Origin of the sequence: Cupriavidus sp. BIC8F (genome assembly GCF_032465815.1) — a bacterium.
GTDB classification, from domain to species: domain Bacteria; phylum Pseudomonadota; class Gammaproteobacteria; order Burkholderiales; family Burkholderiaceae; genus Cupriavidus; species Cupriavidus necator.
On the sequence record NZ_CP136098.1, the window covers coordinates 63,454 to 78,840 of the forward strand.

Annotated in this window: 17 protein-coding genes; 12 read left to right on the forward strand and 5 right to left on the reverse strand. The window is 59.6% G+C overall.

The window, feature by feature from the left end:
* Positions 1-353: 353 nt before the first annotated feature.
* Positions 354-1,886: a group II intron reverse transcriptase/maturase gene (ltrA, locus tag RS901_RS38175; protein WP_316157971.1), complete on the reverse strand. Its 1,533-nt coding sequence runs from the start codon at positions 1,884-1,886 to the stop codon at positions 354-356.
* 401 nt (positions 1,887-2,287) lie between these two features.
* On the opposite strand from ltrA, the gene RS901_RS38180 reads away from it, so the two are divergent.
* Together RS901_RS38180 and RS901_RS38185 are read left to right on the forward strand one after the other, a co-directional pair.
* A complete protein-coding gene (locus RS901_RS38180) occupies positions 2,288-2,548 on the forward strand; it encodes a hypothetical protein (RefSeq protein WP_316157972.1) in 261 nt (86 codons plus the stop codon).
* Positions 2,549-2,552: 4 nt separating this feature from the next.
* On the forward strand, positions 2,553-2,933 hold the full coding sequence (locus tag RS901_RS38185; protein ID WP_316157973.1) for a hypothetical protein: 381 nt from the start codon (positions 2,553-2,555) through the stop codon (positions 2,931-2,933).
* 80 nt (positions 2,934-3,013) lie between these two features.
* On the opposite strand, the gene RS901_RS38190 is transcribed toward RS901_RS38185, so the two are convergent.
* From RS901_RS38190 to RS901_RS38205, 4 genes are all read right to left on the reverse strand, one after another.
* Positions 3,014-4,015 (reverse strand): replication protein RepA, encoded by a 1,002-nt coding sequence (locus tag RS901_RS38190; RefSeq protein WP_316157974.1) that lies wholly within the window; start codon positions 4,013-4,015, stop codon positions 3,014-3,016.
* Positions 4,016-4,185: 170 nt separating this feature from the next.
* On the reverse strand, positions 4,186-4,800 hold the full coding sequence (locus tag RS901_RS38195; protein ID WP_316157975.1) for a DUF6036 family nucleotidyltransferase: 615 nt from the start codon (positions 4,798-4,800) through the stop codon (positions 4,186-4,188).
* Position 4,801: 1 nt separating this feature from the next.
* A complete protein-coding gene (locus RS901_RS38200; protein ID WP_316157976.1) occupies positions 4,802-5,092 on the reverse strand; it encodes a hypothetical protein in 291 nt (96 codons plus the stop codon).
* Between the two features lie 322 nt (positions 5,093-5,414).
* A complete protein-coding gene (locus RS901_RS38205) occupies positions 5,415-5,657 on the reverse strand; it encodes a hypothetical protein (protein ID WP_316157977.1) in 243 nt (80 codons plus the stop codon).
* A 114-nt stretch (positions 5,658-5,771) separates the two neighbouring features.
* Here RS901_RS38205 and RS901_RS38210 point away from each other — a divergent pair, with 114 nt between their 5' ends.
* The 10 genes from RS901_RS38210 (at position 5,772) to RS901_RS38255 (ending at position 15,386) form a co-directional block, all read left to right on the forward strand.
* Positions 5,772-6,146 (forward strand): hypothetical protein, encoded by a 375-nt coding sequence (locus tag RS901_RS38210; protein ID WP_133098683.1) that lies wholly within the window; start codon positions 5,772-5,774, stop codon positions 6,144-6,146.
* Positions 6,143-6,619 carry a lytic transglycosylase domain-containing protein gene (locus RS901_RS38215; RefSeq protein ID WP_316157978.1) on the forward strand — a complete coding sequence of 159 codons (477 nt, stop codon included), beginning with the start codon at positions 6,143-6,145 and terminating at the stop codon, positions 6,617-6,619. Before RS901_RS38210 ends, RS901_RS38215 begins: the two co-directional genes overlap by 4 nt.
* Positions 6,604-7,722 carry a hypothetical protein gene (locus RS901_RS38220; RefSeq protein WP_316157979.1) on the forward strand — a complete coding sequence of 373 codons (1,119 nt, stop codon included), beginning with the start codon at positions 6,604-6,606 and terminating at the stop codon, positions 7,720-7,722. Before RS901_RS38215 ends, RS901_RS38220 begins: the two co-directional genes overlap by 16 nt.
* 10 nt (positions 7,723-7,732) lie before the next feature.
* Complete coding sequence (locus RS901_RS38225; RefSeq protein WP_316157980.1) at positions 7,733-8,731, forward strand: thioredoxin fold domain-containing protein; 999 nt, start codon at positions 7,733-7,735, stop codon at positions 8,729-8,731.
* A 14-nt stretch (positions 8,732-8,745) separates the two neighbouring features.
* Positions 8,746-11,610, forward strand: coding sequence for a hypothetical protein (locus tag RS901_RS38230; protein ID WP_316157981.1), 2,865 nt, complete (start codon positions 8,746-8,748; stop codon positions 11,608-11,610).
* On the forward strand, positions 11,610-12,146 hold the full coding sequence (locus tag RS901_RS38235) for a YcbK family protein (RefSeq protein WP_316157982.1): 537 nt from the start codon (positions 11,610-11,612) through the stop codon (positions 12,144-12,146). The genes RS901_RS38230 and RS901_RS38235 overlap by 1 nt, the downstream gene beginning before the upstream one ends.
* Positions 12,147-12,266: 120 nt before the next feature.
* On the forward strand, positions 12,267-13,385 hold the full coding sequence (locus RS901_RS38240) for a hypothetical protein (RefSeq protein WP_316157983.1): 1,119 nt from the start codon (positions 12,267-12,269) through the stop codon (positions 13,383-13,385).
* A gap of 3 nt (positions 13,386-13,388) precedes the next feature.
* Positions 13,389-13,904, forward strand: a complete 516-nt coding sequence (locus RS901_RS38245) for a hypothetical protein (RefSeq protein ID WP_316157984.1) — start codon at positions 13,389-13,391, stop codon at positions 13,902-13,904.
* 26 nt (positions 13,905-13,930) lie between these two features.
* Positions 13,931-14,536: a hypothetical protein gene (locus tag RS901_RS38250; RefSeq protein WP_316157985.1), complete on the forward strand. Its 606-nt coding sequence runs from the start codon at positions 13,931-13,933 to the stop codon at positions 14,534-14,536.
* Positions 14,537-14,684: 148 nt separating this feature from the next.
* Positions 14,685-15,386 (forward strand): hypothetical protein, encoded by a 702-nt coding sequence (locus tag RS901_RS38255; RefSeq protein ID WP_316157986.1) that lies wholly within the window; start codon positions 14,685-14,687, stop codon positions 15,384-15,386.
* Position 15,387: the final 1 nt, after the last annotated feature.

Here is a 15,387-nt window from a genome sequence, read left to right on the forward strand (position 1 = left end):
CCGGCTTCTTATCGTGCTTGAGACGACAGCCGCCATGCCGGAATGCCGTCGTCAAAACTCGATTGCGTCGGCCACAATGCTTGGCGGCGTCGGTGGAGCGGCAGCATGGCCGACTGCGGTGCTACTCCGCCCGCACGCCTCCCTGCGCTGCACGCCAGTCCAGCTAATTCCGGATTTCCAGTCCAGCAGAAGCGCACGTAGTCCAGCTAATTCCGGATTTCCAGTCCAGCAGAAGCGCACGTAGTCCAGCTAATTCCGGTTCCCTACACCACCCCGCCTGGACGATTTCGCCGCTAGGGCCTAAACCGTGCTGAGCTGTATATTCATACAGTATGTCGCGGTAGGAATGCCCATTACTGAGCACCCCCCGCACAGATCCCGGCGTGCGCGATTCGCGCACCGGGCTCCTGCCTCGGGTGTTTGGCGGTGAACCGCACAACCGGCCAAGGATGAAGGACCCGGGCTGGAGGCAACCAGTCCCTTTCCAGCCTTTTCATCAAGGCCCACGTTGTCCCGTCTTTCTGGCTGCGGCGCCGTAGCGCTCGCCGCCATAGGTCGGTTACGTGTGCCCGGAAGGTCCGAAGGGCTGGGGTATTTGTCGGCACGGCGTGGTAGTTAAAGTACCCTTGCACCACACGCCGCAGCCAGCGCCCCTGCTCCGAGATTGACTGATGCCATCTGCGTCTCAACTCCTCTTTGATTTCCCGTAGCTTGGCCTGCATCCGGTCTCGCCGGGATCGCCGCCTGAGCATGAACTTGCCATCTTTGGCCCGTCCACTGATATGGGTGAACCCCAGGAAGTTGAAGGTCTCGGGCTTGCCCAGTCCGCGCCCGGCTCGGTTCTCGGCCGCGAAGCGGCCGAACTCGATCAGGCGGGTTTTCTCCGGGTGTAGCTCAAGCGCAAACTGCTCCAGCCTTTGCTGCATGTCCCGCTTAAAGCGCTTGGCATCGTAGGCTTTGGCGAAACCGACAACGATGTCGTCGGCATATCGCACGATCACGACGTTTCCCTCGGCGCGGCGGTTTCGCCACCGGTTCGCCCAGAGGTCGAAGACGTAATGCAAGTAGATATTGGCCAGCAAGGGCGAGATGACCGACCCCTGTGGCGTACCTTCCTCGGTGGCTGTCACCACCCCATCTTCCATCGCACCAGCCGTCAGCCATTTGCCGATCAGGCGTAACACGCGCCGGTCGCCGATGCGGTGCTCCAAGAACCGAATCAGCCAGTCATGGCTGACGGTATCGAAGAACCGACTGATGTCGGCGTCCAGAATCCAGCTCACATTTGTACGCGCTATCCCGGTGGCCAGTGCATCCAGCGCATCGTGTTGACTGCGCTTTGGCCGGAACCCATACGAGAACCCGAGGAAGTCCGTCTCATAGACCGCGTTGAGCACCTCCACCACTGCGCGCTGGACAATCTTGTCTTCCAGCGCGGCAATGCCCAATGGTCGCAGCTTTCCATCCGCCTTCGGTATGTACTGACGGCGGCTGGGCTGCGGCCGGTAGGCTTGGCGGTGTAGGCGCCCGTGCAAGTCGCTCAGGTTTGCCTCTAGGTCTTGCTCGTAGTCGCTCCATGTCACCCCATCGACCCCCGCCGCCGCCTTTCGTTTCAGCCAGAAGAACGACGTCTGTAGCAACTCAAGATCGATCAGGTGGAACAGCGCTGTGAACCGCTCCTTCTTTCTTTGCCTTGCGGCTTCCCGCACACGGACCAACCGCTGGGACACGCTTATCCGGCTCAGCGTCCGGGACGTGTGTGACCAGTCCGTGTTCCCCTTGGCCCTCCCCCTTGGCTCCACCGACTCCGCCTCCGGTTGCCCGGATTTGTTCGCCAGCTTCGTCGCTACTATGGGGAGGTCCGACTTCTCTTGACCGTTCATCATCGGCTTCGGCTCCTCGCCTTCCCGATGCGGACCGCACGGCAATACCGCCACCGTGGGCCAGTCAGGAGATCTCCCGGTTCCCGCACAAGGAGCGTACGCACATGCCAGGGTCTAAGACCGCGCCGAGCCGGCTGGGCGCTCGCGCAAGCGCGCCCAACCGTGTTGCCTTCCGCATACAGTAGTACGTCGGCACTCGGGTCTAAATATGCTTTTCGCGGCTCAATGGCTGGCCTATACGCACCCCTGTCAACGCTTCGCCGTGCGCCTCGCGGCGCACAGCGCATGACTCGGGGACAGCGTGATTCGCTAAATCTTCTGCTGTCAGGGACTTTCACCCTTTACTCCTTGCCGGTTAGCCGGCGCACACTGTATGAATATACAGTATCGATACGGAAGCCTCCATGTCCGCCACCACCTTTTTTCTTCTTCTTCTCGAAGCTCACTATTTCGGCGAGGACAGCGAAGAGTTGCGTCTGCCCTGCGAAGCGATTGCCGCTACAGCCGGGGGTCTGGTTATTGCCGGTGTGGAGACACAGTGCCTGTGCGAGTTGAAGTGGCGACCCGACTACTTGTCCTACTGGGCGGAAGGCCAATTGCTGCGCCTTGCTGTCGGTCCATGGATCGAGTTGAACTCGACCACGGTGCGGTTCTCGCTGCGGTGATGCCATGGCCGTGAAAGAGATACCGCAGGATCTGCCAGCATTGACGCAAGAGGAGTTGCGCGACATTGGGCTGCGACATCGCAATCCGGATGTCAGGGATCTGCTTTGGGAAATTGCGCGTCTGCGCCAGACCGTTCAGCAGGCACATTACATCGCCGAGTTGCTGTATGGGAAAGGCGGAACGATGGCCGATAGCTGGCTCCAGACCTTAATGGCAGAGCCATGCATTGTTGAATTACTGGAAGACGACTATGCCAGTGGCATTCCTGGCTCACGGGGATGGCGGGGCGAAGTGCGTACGCCGGAACATGAGGTGAGCCTGGCGCGAATGCGCGCAGAGGCACAAAGCCGCATCGCAATGCGTCGCGAGAGGGGGCGAAGGTAGCGGAAGGGGCGCGCGACCACTTCACCCCAAAAAATATGGCGCGACCACTTCACCTCACTGGGCGAGGAACCGGCAACTTCTTATGCGAGCATCAGCTGCGGCGGAGCGTCATCGATGCGCGCCGACGGGAGGGCGGTCGGGGCGATTGGGGTGGGCGACGGCAGCAGAACAAGGCCAGTCCCGCCTTCGGCCTCGGACACCCGAAGGCCGGGATACACAAGCTTTACGCGCTTGAGCGATTCAACGAAATCGCTGCGGAAATCGCGCAGGCGTCCATAGGTCGAACCGAACTGCTGGTACAACTGCTCCCACGTCGGATAGGCCGGACGCGTCAACCTGAACATCCGATATGCCAGCCACTGGTAGATATCCAGGTCCATGGGCGAGCGCTGGAGCGCCATGACGGCCCGTAGGTCAACCGGAATGCAATGGCTGGTGATCTCGTTGAAGAAATTCTCTGTGAGCGTGATTTCGGACTCGAACAGTGAACCCTGCTGCGATGCCCGCTCATCTGCGTCGAAGAACAGGGAATACTCGTCTGCGAAGTTCAGGAAATCCGTGTGTTTGAGCTTGGCGGTCAGCAAGTCCGCGCGCTTGGCCGTAACGAGGTGGGCCGGAAGCGTGACGAATGCCGCTCGACTCTGCAGCAGGCGGTCCGCTTGCTCGATCAGCATTTTGCCGGCACCGCGCTTGCCGCGACTCCGGTCGATGTTCAGCTTGCGGCAGAACTCAGCGAAGCTGCCACCGGTATGGATCTTCCGACTCCCAGTCCGCAGGGCCTCTGAAGTCAGCCACATGACGAACAGGCGCGGGTACGTGCCATAGGGAATGCCGTTGATACCACCCTGCACCCAGAGAGCGTAGTTCCCGTTGTGGCGAAGCCATGCTCCATTAATGAGCTGCTCAGGCTTGGGATTCCGGTAAGGGAGGGAAGCGGATACGAGACACTTCGCGCCGAAACCCACTTCATCAATGCCAGGCTTTCGGGTCGCGATGACGGTCGATGCCTGGACAATCTTCTCGCCGGCCTGCACCTTCTTCCGAGGGGAGGGGTTGGACGCCACCAATTCCAATTCGCTCATGTTGTCGATTCCGTATAGCTACCACGACACGTAATGAACGCATCATAGAATCGCGCGGTTGATATGTCAAATTTCACTTTTCGCATTCGCGAGTGAGAGGGGAGGGGCGTCGTCGTCGTGTTGGAAGTCCGAAATTTTCTGGACTGGCGCGCGCTTGGTACGCTGACGCTTCAACCTCGGGGGCGCTGCTGCGTGTGGACTGGCTCCGCGGTTGGATGGCGTTCCGCTTCACGCGCGATCTCGACAGCGTCGCGAAGGTTTGCCTGCAGCATGGCCATGCCACCGACATAGCCACCAAGCGCATGCGTGGCGCGCGCTTCAATCTCATCCGCAGAGGTCAGGCCAGCCGCCACCAAGGCGCGAATGTCCTCCCGGTCATTGTCGGCGAGTCTGGCTATCTTGCTGACCGCCAGATCGGTGGGCGAGAGTACCCGCACCTGAATGTGTTCTAGGCCCAGGTCCACAGGAATCGAGTCCTCCTGGTAGTCCTCATGCATCAGCGCAAAGGTCGGGTTGTAGTTGGTATCGAGGTAGATGACACGCGGGGTGCCATCCTCCAGTACCACATCCACGAGGACATCCTGGGGCAGCATGACGCGCCCCGCGAACTCGGCGTCGACGTCGGTCGTGACACGGTTTGCCGTATAGAGGTGGACCGCCATGCCGCCAGCGAGATACACGGTCAGCGGACGAAGGAGGGAAAGCCGATGCTCCAGCTGCTTGAACAGCTCCCGAAGGCCTTCGGCAAGCGCCGTGCGGGTGTGAAAGGCGATGCTGTCGGACATATCAGTGGTGTCGCAGCTGCATGGTTAGCATGTCACGCAATCGCGGCAAGCCCCAGACCCAACCATTGCGAACCACTTCCGCGCTGGGGACCAGATCGGCGGGATGCGAACGAAAATATTGGTCACTCGCAGCCATCATGCGAGCAGCCTCCATGGGAAATCGTGACTGCAGCACCATCGCTGCAACTCGGAAGACATTGGCCTCGCGCTGGTCGGCCGCTACGGAGACATCGCCGCGAGACGCAGCCTCACACCGGTCCAACACCTTGCGCTCCTCATCCCTGGCCGTCATGGCATTTCGCTCCAAAAGCTGATCCGCAGCCTCCAAGCCGCCACTTCAACTGTACCGGTTTCGAGGGGATGCCGGCAAATGACTTGCCGCCTGGCACGCGCCACCCACGGACACGTCATGAAATATGCCGAGAAAGGCACCCTGGCAATGCTCTGTGCCACGACGAGGGAAGGAGAGCGTTCCGCCGTTCAGAAGGCGAGCCGCAGAGGGGTGGTGAAAAAGCGGATGCCCTTCGTGCTTTTCAATCGGTGAGGCGTGGGCCGGCTGGCGACCCAGCGGCCCCGCGAGTCAAGCAGGTTAGGGCGTTGCCGGCTACTCAAATTCACCGGGGCGTATAGCGCTTGCGCGGCTCAAGGGCGGCGCGCGGATCCGTTGCCAGAACGCTCCCGCCCGGACGCTCGGAGACGACCGCATCGCTTCCAGCCTCGGCGAAGTCCGCAACGTGCCCGATCAGGCCGAGTCCGGCCAGGCTTGCCAGGTGGCTCAGGTCTTGGGCCGAACCTTCTTCTTCCTCCGTATTGCCCGGTTTGACGTGTGGAAAATCCTTCTTCAGCGCCTCGGTCACTTTTTCCTCCCAGTCAATTTAAAGTTTGGCGTTACAATGCGTATCGTTACACTGATACGTAAACATGGGGGATCCTAACACATGGTCTCATCGCTCGGAGAGCCTCGGGCGGCGTTGATCGAGCTGCTGCAGTCGGAACTGGGACGGATGGTCGCCAGGCAGATCGATGTGCAGCACCGCAGCATGCCCAGACAGCAAGTGGCAGCCACAGCCGCGCGCATGGCCAAGATGGTCGCAGCGATGTCGCGCGACGACTTGGAGGCGTGCCATGTTGAGCTGAACCGCTTCTTTGCGGTTGTGCCCTTCACCGATGCGATACCGGTCGTCATTGCCATCGAGCAGAAGTGGCCGCACCACGTCGAAACCATCCCGGAAGCAAACCGTCGTTTGGATCGAATCCGAAAGGGGGGCGAGTACGCCTTGCTGTTCTCGACAGAAAAGCTGCGTCATCTGCTCGTTTGCATCCAAGAGATCGAGGAAACGCAATGAGGGCGCGACAGCGAAAGCTACTTGTCGCCGCTACAACCACAGTGATCGCATCCAGCGTATTTGCCGCGGACGATGGCGAACTGGATGCATGTTTCGCTGCTGCAGAGGCGGAGTACCAGGTGCCTTCATGCATTCTCCGTGGAATCCACCAGGTCGAAACCTCCGGTTCGAAGAGCAGCAACGTGGTGTCACGTCCTAATCGCGACGGCACACGGGATTACGGAATCATGCAACACAACGATTTCTGGATCCGCTATTTCCAGCGCAACTTCGGCATCACGGCACAACAGATCGTTCAGGACCGGTGCCTTGCTATCCGTGGCGCTGGCTATGTCTTGCGATACGAGATGAACCGGGCCCGCGACTTCTGGACCGGGGTGGCGAAGTATCACAATCCCGACCCCGTCATCGGCTATGGCTATGTTTTGCGCGTGGCGAACGCGGCAAAGAGGTTCGGATGTCAGATCAAATAAAGAACGATCGCTCGGTAGCTCCGCTGTTCGGCGTGTTCATCCTGGTTTTCGTCACGCTCGGCTGGTTTCTGTGGACATTCCGGCATGAGGCCGTGGCGCAGCGATTGCTGATCTGGAAGGGCTACGAGATCTACCCCTGGGCGGTACTCTTCGACTTCGCGAAAGAGCGCCAGTGGCAACTGGTGACGTACTTCAAGTATGCGCGCGTCGTAACGCTTAAAGAGATCTGGGTAGCAGGGTCTGCCGTTGGCTATCTTTGGGCGTTCCTTCCGGTATCCCTCGGAATCTGGTTCTCCATCAAGGCCTTGCGCAACCCCATCCTCAAAGCGAAGAACGTCTACACCATCCAAAGCCTGCTGGAGGCGCAGAGTCAGAACTTCTCTGCGGTCGCCCCAATCCTGCACCGAGATCTGACTCAGGAAGATCCGCCTGAGTGGGCATCCTCTGTCCACCCGGAAGAGTGGGTTGCCGAGCACGGATTGATCTACTCGGATCGCCTGGACGAGGACCGCGCGAGAGAGATGCTGGTGCAACAGCTAGGGCAACCCATTGCGGACCGTGGCCAACTGGCAAACCTATCGCCTACGGAGCGCGCGCTGTTCGCCGTGCTAGGGCTTAGGGTGTTCTTCAAGGATATCGCGGCGTGCCGTGAGTTGATGGATGCGCTGAACTACAGCGCATCGAACGAGGGGTCGCGCCCGGATTTCTCATTGGCGACAGCAGCATTCCAACGCTGCATGAAGTGCAAGGAAGTTCACGCCTGGGTCAAGAAGCACAGGTATCCGCGCACGTTGCTGATGGCCATGCTCATCCAGGCGCGCGAGCTGGGGACTCTGCCTTCGTCCGAGTTCATCTGGCTTAAGCCTCATGACCGCGCGCTTTGGTATCCGCTCAATACCGCTGGTCGGAAGGCTCCGATGATGGAATCTGCAGGCGTCTTCAACCACATGCAGGCCGAAGAGGTGGCATGGGAGTCTGGATGCGTGCTGCTGGAACCGCACGTCGATAACGCGCTGGCAGGCCTGCGCAAATACCTCGAAGAGACCGGGATCATTGAGCAATCGAACCAGCAGCAAGAATTTTCCCTATTGAATCGCCCGTGAAGGAAAGAATATGAAGATCTCGTTTGAGCGCAAGCCGAAGGACATTGTCCGCATCGAGCCGGATGGCTCTCTCTCGTGCTTCTTTGCAGGAAGCGGCCACTTGAAGGCGATGTCCCGAGTGCGGTTGACGTCGACATTTTCCGCGTCTCTGAACGCATTTTCTGTGGCCTCTGCCAAGAGCGGCAATACATCGCAGGAGTCGGACGCGGTAGCGCCATACGCCATTGTGTTCGTCACAGAGGACGACGGCGAGAAGCTACGCATCCTGGAGAGATTCCAGAACACTGAGGATGCCGAAGCCGCCCTGAGTCTCATCGTAAAGGTGTTCCACCGACGGTCCCTCGTGGAGCGACTGAAAGTAAGGCTGCGCACGTTGGGGCTCTATGTGGGCTTGCCGGTGCTTGTCCTTAGCCTGTACAGCACGATTACAACTCTCGCGTCAGCGAAATCGCAGTCACCCGAGTTGACAGCAGCAATTCTGGCCGAAGCCAATCGGATCGCTGCGCCCACGGCGCTGGACTCTGCGCCAGCTGCGCGCGCGTCGCCGGTGACGCTGGCAGACGGGCGGATTGACGTGAACCCCGTCATCTTCCCGCCCGGGACGCCCGCGGTCTACGTGTTCTCCGACCCAAAATGTCCCGCGTGTCGCGCGGCAGAGCCCGCAATCAAGGAGATTGCCCAGCATCGCCCGGTTTTCGTTCTGCCTGTCGCCTACAAGCCAGGATCGGAAGAAGTGGCCGTCGACGCGCTGTGCCAGGCCGACCGCGAGCAGCAAGCAGCGGCGTGGCGAGACGCGATGGCACTCGACGTGCGCGGCAAGGAACACAGATTGAACGAAGAGCTGTTCACGAAGCGGAATCGCGCCCCCAATCTGTGTGGGAAGGGCAAGGAGTGGCTGGAGAAGAACCGCCAAGCATTCGAATCCATGGGCCTGACGCAAACGCCTTCCGTGGTGAATGGAGACGGTCAATTGCTGGACCTGAACGACCTGGTGAAGCAATACCGCTGAGGCGGTGAACGACCGTGAACAACCCATACCAGACCGCGCCGAATCGGGAGCTGTCCCAACAAGGGATCACGCTCGATCCTCGCCCCATCGCTCAGAAGATGGGGGATTGGCTCAAGGAGCCAAGGAACTATGCGAAGTTCCAGCTGGGTGCTGCCGCCGCATCGGTGGCCCTGTCATTCCTTTGGCTACCTATCACAGCGGTGATGGTGCTCACCCAGCTTTGGTACTCGTGGCAACGGTTCCAATTGCCAATGCGGATGCCGAAGCACCTTGGCGGTATCGACCCGACGCTGGATGCAGCAGAGCCGAACAAGGATGGGACAGGCGAAATCATCAAACGCAAGGAAGCCGACGGGATCTTGCATCTCGGCAACCAGCGTTCCGTCGATCAGGCTGAGCACCTGAAAGAGCTATGGGTCACGAACTCGGATGCGCGCACTCACATGCTGCTGATGGGCACGACGGGCTCCGGTAAGACCGTCACGCTGCTCTCCATTTGCTTCAATGCCCTGGCATGGGGATCTGGGTTCTTCTACTCGGACGGCAAGGCAGATTCCAGTCTCCATGCCGCGGTGTGGAGCATGTGCCGACGAACTGGGCGGGAGGACGATTATCTTGTCCTCAACTTCATGACGGGCGGTGCGGATCCGTACAAGCGAAAGAAATCCACGGAGAAGCACTCGAACAGCATGAACCCGTGGTACGAGGGCACGCCTGACTTCCTGTCACAGCTTTCGTCGTCCCTGTTGCCGAAGGCCGGAGGGGACGGGGCGCAGTGGCAGCAAAAGGCGGTCAACATGATGGACGCCGTGCTGCGGACGTTGTGCTATGAGCGAGCCGTGGGAAATCTGACGCTCTCGATTGGTGTCATCCGGGAGTACCTTGCGCTTCCGAATCTCGTGAAGCTGTACCTGAAAGGCAAGAAGGGGGAAATCCCCGAGTATGCATTTCTTCCCATCAAGGCCTATCTCGAAACTGGCCTCCCTGGCTTTCGCCCCGACCTGGCCGACAAGCCGGACAAATGGGACCAGGGCGTCTATGACCAGCACGGCTACCTGACCGGACAATACGCACGGACGCTGTCCATGCTGATGGACACGTACGGCTACATCTTCAAGGACAAATACTCAGAAGTGGACATGATGGATGTGCTCCTGAACCGGCGCATTCTCGTCGTCATGATTCCGACCTTGGAGAAGTCAGCTCAGGAAGCAGCCAACCTCGGCAAGCTAGTCGTTGCGAGCATTCGCCTCATGATGGCGATGAACCTCGGGCACAGGCTCGAAGGCACGTACGCGGAGATCATCGACACCAAGGCAACGAATTCTCCTGCTCCGTACATCATCACGATGGACGAACTGGGCTACTACTTTGCCGAGGGTATTGCACTCATGTTCGCTCAGGCGCGGAGCCTTGGCTTCATGATGATCGCGGCGGGCCAGGACGTCGCGGCCATGGCGAAAGGGGAGAACAAGGAAGAAGTCGATTCGATGATCGCCAACACGAAGATCAAGTACACGTTGGCCCTGGAGGATCCGGACAAGACCCTCGAGGTATTCAAGAAAGTCGCTGGCCAGTCCATTACCGTCGAGACGGGGTCTTATGAAGGCAGCGTGGGGAACCTCTTCCCGACCAACTTCAACCAGGCGCTGACAGGGTCCATTCAGCGTCGTGATCGCATCGAGCTTCAAGAGCTAAAGGCCCTCAAGGAGATGGAGGGCATTCTGATCTTCAAGGACCAGGTGACGCGCGCGCGGAGCTTCACATGGTTCCACTCGTTCAAGAAGACAAAACTACCTTTCCGTCTCAACCGCTTCCTGCAGGTAGACAGACCTCAGTTCATCGAGCTGAAAGGAAAGGCGAAGCCGATCAAGGCCACGGACAGGCGGTTCACCACGATAGCGAATATCGTGCAGCTGATTCGTGCCGGCAGCGCAAAGACGTACCCCGCCAACGAAGACCCAATCGCGACGGCGGTGCGTGAGACGTGGCGGAGGATCGAAGAGGCCAATCCGAATGAAGGGGCGGTGAATCGCGGCATCGCTTACTACCAGGCGGCGGTGGCGGCCATGCGCGCCCACCAGGCCGACGAGAAAGGCCGGTACTGGACGGCGACTGGTGGAGAGCAAGAGCAGATCCCCGAGACGTCACCTATCGACCAGTACGACGGTGTCGATTTCGCCGCGGAAGCGCCGGCAATCGTGCCGGATGCAGAGAGGCAGGAGGCGGGGCCTCGGACTGAGCCGTACCACAATCCCCCGCTGCAGGAGAAAGCAGCTTCGAACGCTTTTGCTGAGCTGGTACGCGAGTTCGCGGAGTCGACGCAGCCTCCGACTTCCGTGCTGTCGAGCGTCAAAGAGAAGACCGTCAGCGGGGCCATTCCGGACGACTACGACGCCTTGCCGGAAGCGCAAGCGATGGGTAGTGGAGAGCGTCGCACTGAGAGCGTGTCGTCAGTGGGCGCTGGCGCCAGTGATGGTGCAGACGGTGGTCTGAATGAATGGCTAGCCCAGTATCAGGATAGCCCGCAGGGCGACAGCGATGCGACGCCAGTCGACCGCGCGATGCGGCGCGAAGCGAGCCTCACCCCCGAGCAGGTGGATCTGGTGAACCCCGAACCGCCGCAACGAACCGCTCACCAGGTCGAAACTAACCCGGTCGTCATCGGCTTCACGCAAGAGACGGCTGACATGCTTGTGCGAATGGAGGAAGCGCTTGGCAGCGAACAGCCTCAGGAGGCGGTGAAGGCTACAGAGAGCGAGATCTCCGCACAGTTGAAGTGGAGCCAGCCAGCAGAGGACATGACCATCGAAGATATCGAGCAATTGTTCGGAAGCATGCAGGCCAACATCGAGAAATCAGCGAACAAGGCCCGGTGATGCTGAGGCGGGATTTTCTACGCGCAACGGTTGCCGCAGCCGCCATTGCGCCTTGTGTCGGCGTGCGTGAAGCGCTGGGCCAGGAAGCGCCGATGCCATCGGTTCTCTGGCTTCGGCGTGGCAAGGATCAGGCGCGAATCGATTTTGCCACGCAGGAAGGCTACAACGCCGCTGCGTATCTGCTCAGAGACGCGCAGGCCAATTTTGTCGGCAGGCCGCACCCTGCACTGCTTCGATTGCTTGCCTGGGAACAGGCATGGCTTGCGGCCTACGGCTACAGCATCCCATTTCTCATCCACTCCGGCTGCCGTCTCGCTTCGACCAATAGCCGCGAGGGCGGTGCATTGAACTCCCGGCATCTGCCGAACGACATGGGCGTTTTTCGGGCAGTGGATTTCAGCACCCGTGAAATCTCTTCCGAGTATCTCGGGCGGCTTGCCTACGTGGCCAGCCAGGGCGGAGTGGGCTTCTACAGCCAACGTGGCTTCGTTCACAACGACGTCGACTCGCGCATTCGCACATGGAGGGGGAAATAGTGCTCTAGGAGACACTTACAAATTGTAGTACCCTCACTCTTAAGGATGAGCCCCGATTTTGGCTCTCGGTATTTCGAACCCCGTATAATTGAAGCGATACAGAATCGCGCTGGAGCACTTATGACCCCGGGCGTAATGACGGAAAGTTACTTTGGACGACCTGCAGAGAAGGAGGTTGCGACTGCAGGCAACGAGCAGCTATGGGTGGACAAGTCTGCGTTGGCTAACAGGGTGAAGAAGTCGCCTGTGCAGGGCCATGAGGCGGAAGGCCTGACTCTGCGTCACCTGATTGAGGCCATTCGGGCGCTGCTGCGTCGTATTGTCAGTTTCTTCACCGGAAGGTCAGAAGCGCAGGCCGGCGAGGGGCAATCCAACCCGGAGAAAGGATCTGGCTACGATGATGGCCCGCCTGTCGCGGCCACCGAGACCCCTGAAGGTTTCTCGCTTACGGGGCCGCAGCAGCTTATCGACCGGGTTCAGACCATGGTGTCCGGGCTGGTAGAGTCCGCCACCGGGCAGAATCTATCCGCTTCGCTGCGCGCGGCCCTTAGTACGCTGGAACTTGCGGATCCGAAGATCGCTCTCCGTGTATTACTTCAGGCAAACTGCGACTTGGACCGGCAGATGAACGGCGTCATGTCGGAGCTGGAATCGCGCATTCTGGTTCATATCTCGCCGGCAGCCGCGCGACTCGACGTCGGCGCGGAGGACGCTCTAGCGGTGTTCATGAGCGACGTTCGGCGCGGTGGTGGCACCCTGGCACGGGAATTCGACCCGCTGGGCGAAATGAAGCCCTATGTTGGCGAGATGGATCGGCTGGAATCCGCCTTGGCTGCACAGCGCCGAGCCCGTGAGCAGATCTGCGCGACCGCTTTGGAGGCCGGCTATAGCGAGGGCGAACTGGCGGCACTCCTGGACAGGTACGGGGTGGAGCGAGACGCGCTCAAGAACGCGCTCGCGCTGAAAAGCCAGGCCGCAAATGAGTTGCCGGACAACGTAGTGGAATTGAGGCCGTTTCGACAGCCGCGACCTGTTTCGGAGCCTCCTGCCACGGTGCAGGCAGCTCTGAGCAAACTCGAGGCAGCAGGGCATTTACACCCGGCTGAAAAGGAAGGTATCGAGCGCGTCGCAGCTGAGCATGCCGCCCTGGTGGGCGATGACGACCTGTTTGAAATGGAAATGCAGGCGGATGACCTTTCCGGCTTTGGCCAGGCGAAAGGGAATCGACCAACAACCTAAATTATGAAAAAGACAGACCGATACTTGGCTGAACCAATCAAGAACATCGAGGTCGAGAAGTGGCGATTGAAAAATGGCCTGACAGTGAGTGCGGCATGCGAGCAGTTGGGCCTTCAACGCGCGAAGTTCGCTGAGATGAGATCACGGCCACAAGAGCCAATCGAAGACAAGGCGGTCTGTCAGTTGCTGGAGATATACGAGGCCTATCCGGAATCCATGCCGAGTGTCCGTCAGCTCGACATTCGGCAGTTCATGATCGAACTCGGATTCGATCCCGAGAACCCATCGGACAAGAAGGAGTTTGCAGTGCTCGTGGGGCGCGAGCCTGCTGCTGTGTACCGTTGGCTTGCTGGAGAGGGGAACTACAGCAAGCCAGTGGAGCGGCTGATCGAGGCGTACAGCCGCATCCAGCTTGCCGGGGCAAAGAAGAGATCCTTGCTGAAGACATACGCGGTCAAGATTGCCGCGCGCTTGGGTATCACAGACCTGTTTGAACGGGCTACCTGGCGCAAAAGCTGAGTCGTAATTCGGGGAGAGAGAGCTGAATGACAAAGACAAAAGGGGCACCAGGCATCGACGTGGCCGTTGTGCTGTTTTTCAAGAAGGCGGCGATTCCAGACCAGATTCGCATACGCGACTTCTCGATGCCGCTCATAAATCGGATTCCCGGGTTCATTTCTGGACTGTCGGGGCAGTCCGGCCTGGTCGGCATGATGCATGCGCGCAAGTATGCGGATGAGAAGAAGCTGGAGATGATCGTAGTGGATCTCTCAGTGGAGGTTGAGAAGCCGCTATATCCAAAGGTCTTGAAGCCTGAAGATCTGCCGAACGTAGATCTTCTGAATCTCATACGAAGCAGCAAAGAGTTGATGCAAGGGATCCGAGAGGACTGGTTGAAGTGGCTTTCAGAAGAGGGGCGCCGCGGAATGGACTACAGCGCTTTGAAAGAGGGCGAATTGATCGCTCGCCGTCCGGATCTCATTCCTCGTCTCTTGCACTCGCCAGGCTTCACGCATGTCCATGTGGTAACGCATCCGGCCATGACGCCGTTTCACACGTTACCCCTCACTGCGACATCGTTTCCCAGTGACTACAAGAAGATCGTCTCCGCCAACGCACGCCTGCACCCCCATATCGAAGTCGTGCTGTAGAAATTCCGCGGCGGGCAGCTCGGGATGATGGCTGCCCGCCGCTGCCCACGCGCAACGCCCCGCATACGTTTCTTGACTCGTATGCAAAAAATTGACATCATTCACTTCCGTATCATGCATGCGATACGAAAGATAGACAAGGGGCGATATGCAAGCCGATGGCACATTGAAGACGCAGGCAACAGGTCCGGCACGTAAGCCGGGTGGGTACGAGATGACGGCAGCGGGAAAGCTGCTTCTGGTCGCAGGCCTCATTTTGATTGGCGTCGCGGGCTACTTGTACATCCATTCCAGCGGGGCGAGATTGGCGTCTCCAACAGGCCGCGCATTGCAGCAAGAGCCTGCCCGCGCAAAGCCGGAGCCCGTGACCATCTCGGACAAGCGAGCGGCATCGGGAGCTGTAGGGCCAGGACCGAAAGAGTTGTCGCGTGACGCTCACCGCGAGGCCACGTCAGCCGTGATGCTCGCGGCATTGCGAGCAACTGCGGAGGCGCAGAACGTCCGACTGGCGGAAGCGGAGCGTACCCTTGCAGATCTCGAAACGCTGCTGACTTCCCTGCCGAAAGCGACCACCCAGAAGGCGAAGGAGGAGATCTCCACGTCCATGCAAGCGGCACGTAAAACAGTTGCGACAGCCAAGTCCACGAAAGTCGAAGTGAGCGCGCTTCCAGTCGAATTCATGACTGCGGAGAAGAGTGGCATTAGCGCATTCGAGAAAGAGTCCGTGGTGATTGCTGGCGCGCGTCATGCCGTTGGCGCGCGCCTTCCAAGCGGCGAGGTGCTAGTCGCCGTTGATCCGCAATCGCGCACGGTCGTAACGGACAAGCGCATCGTCAACGTGCCGAACTGAG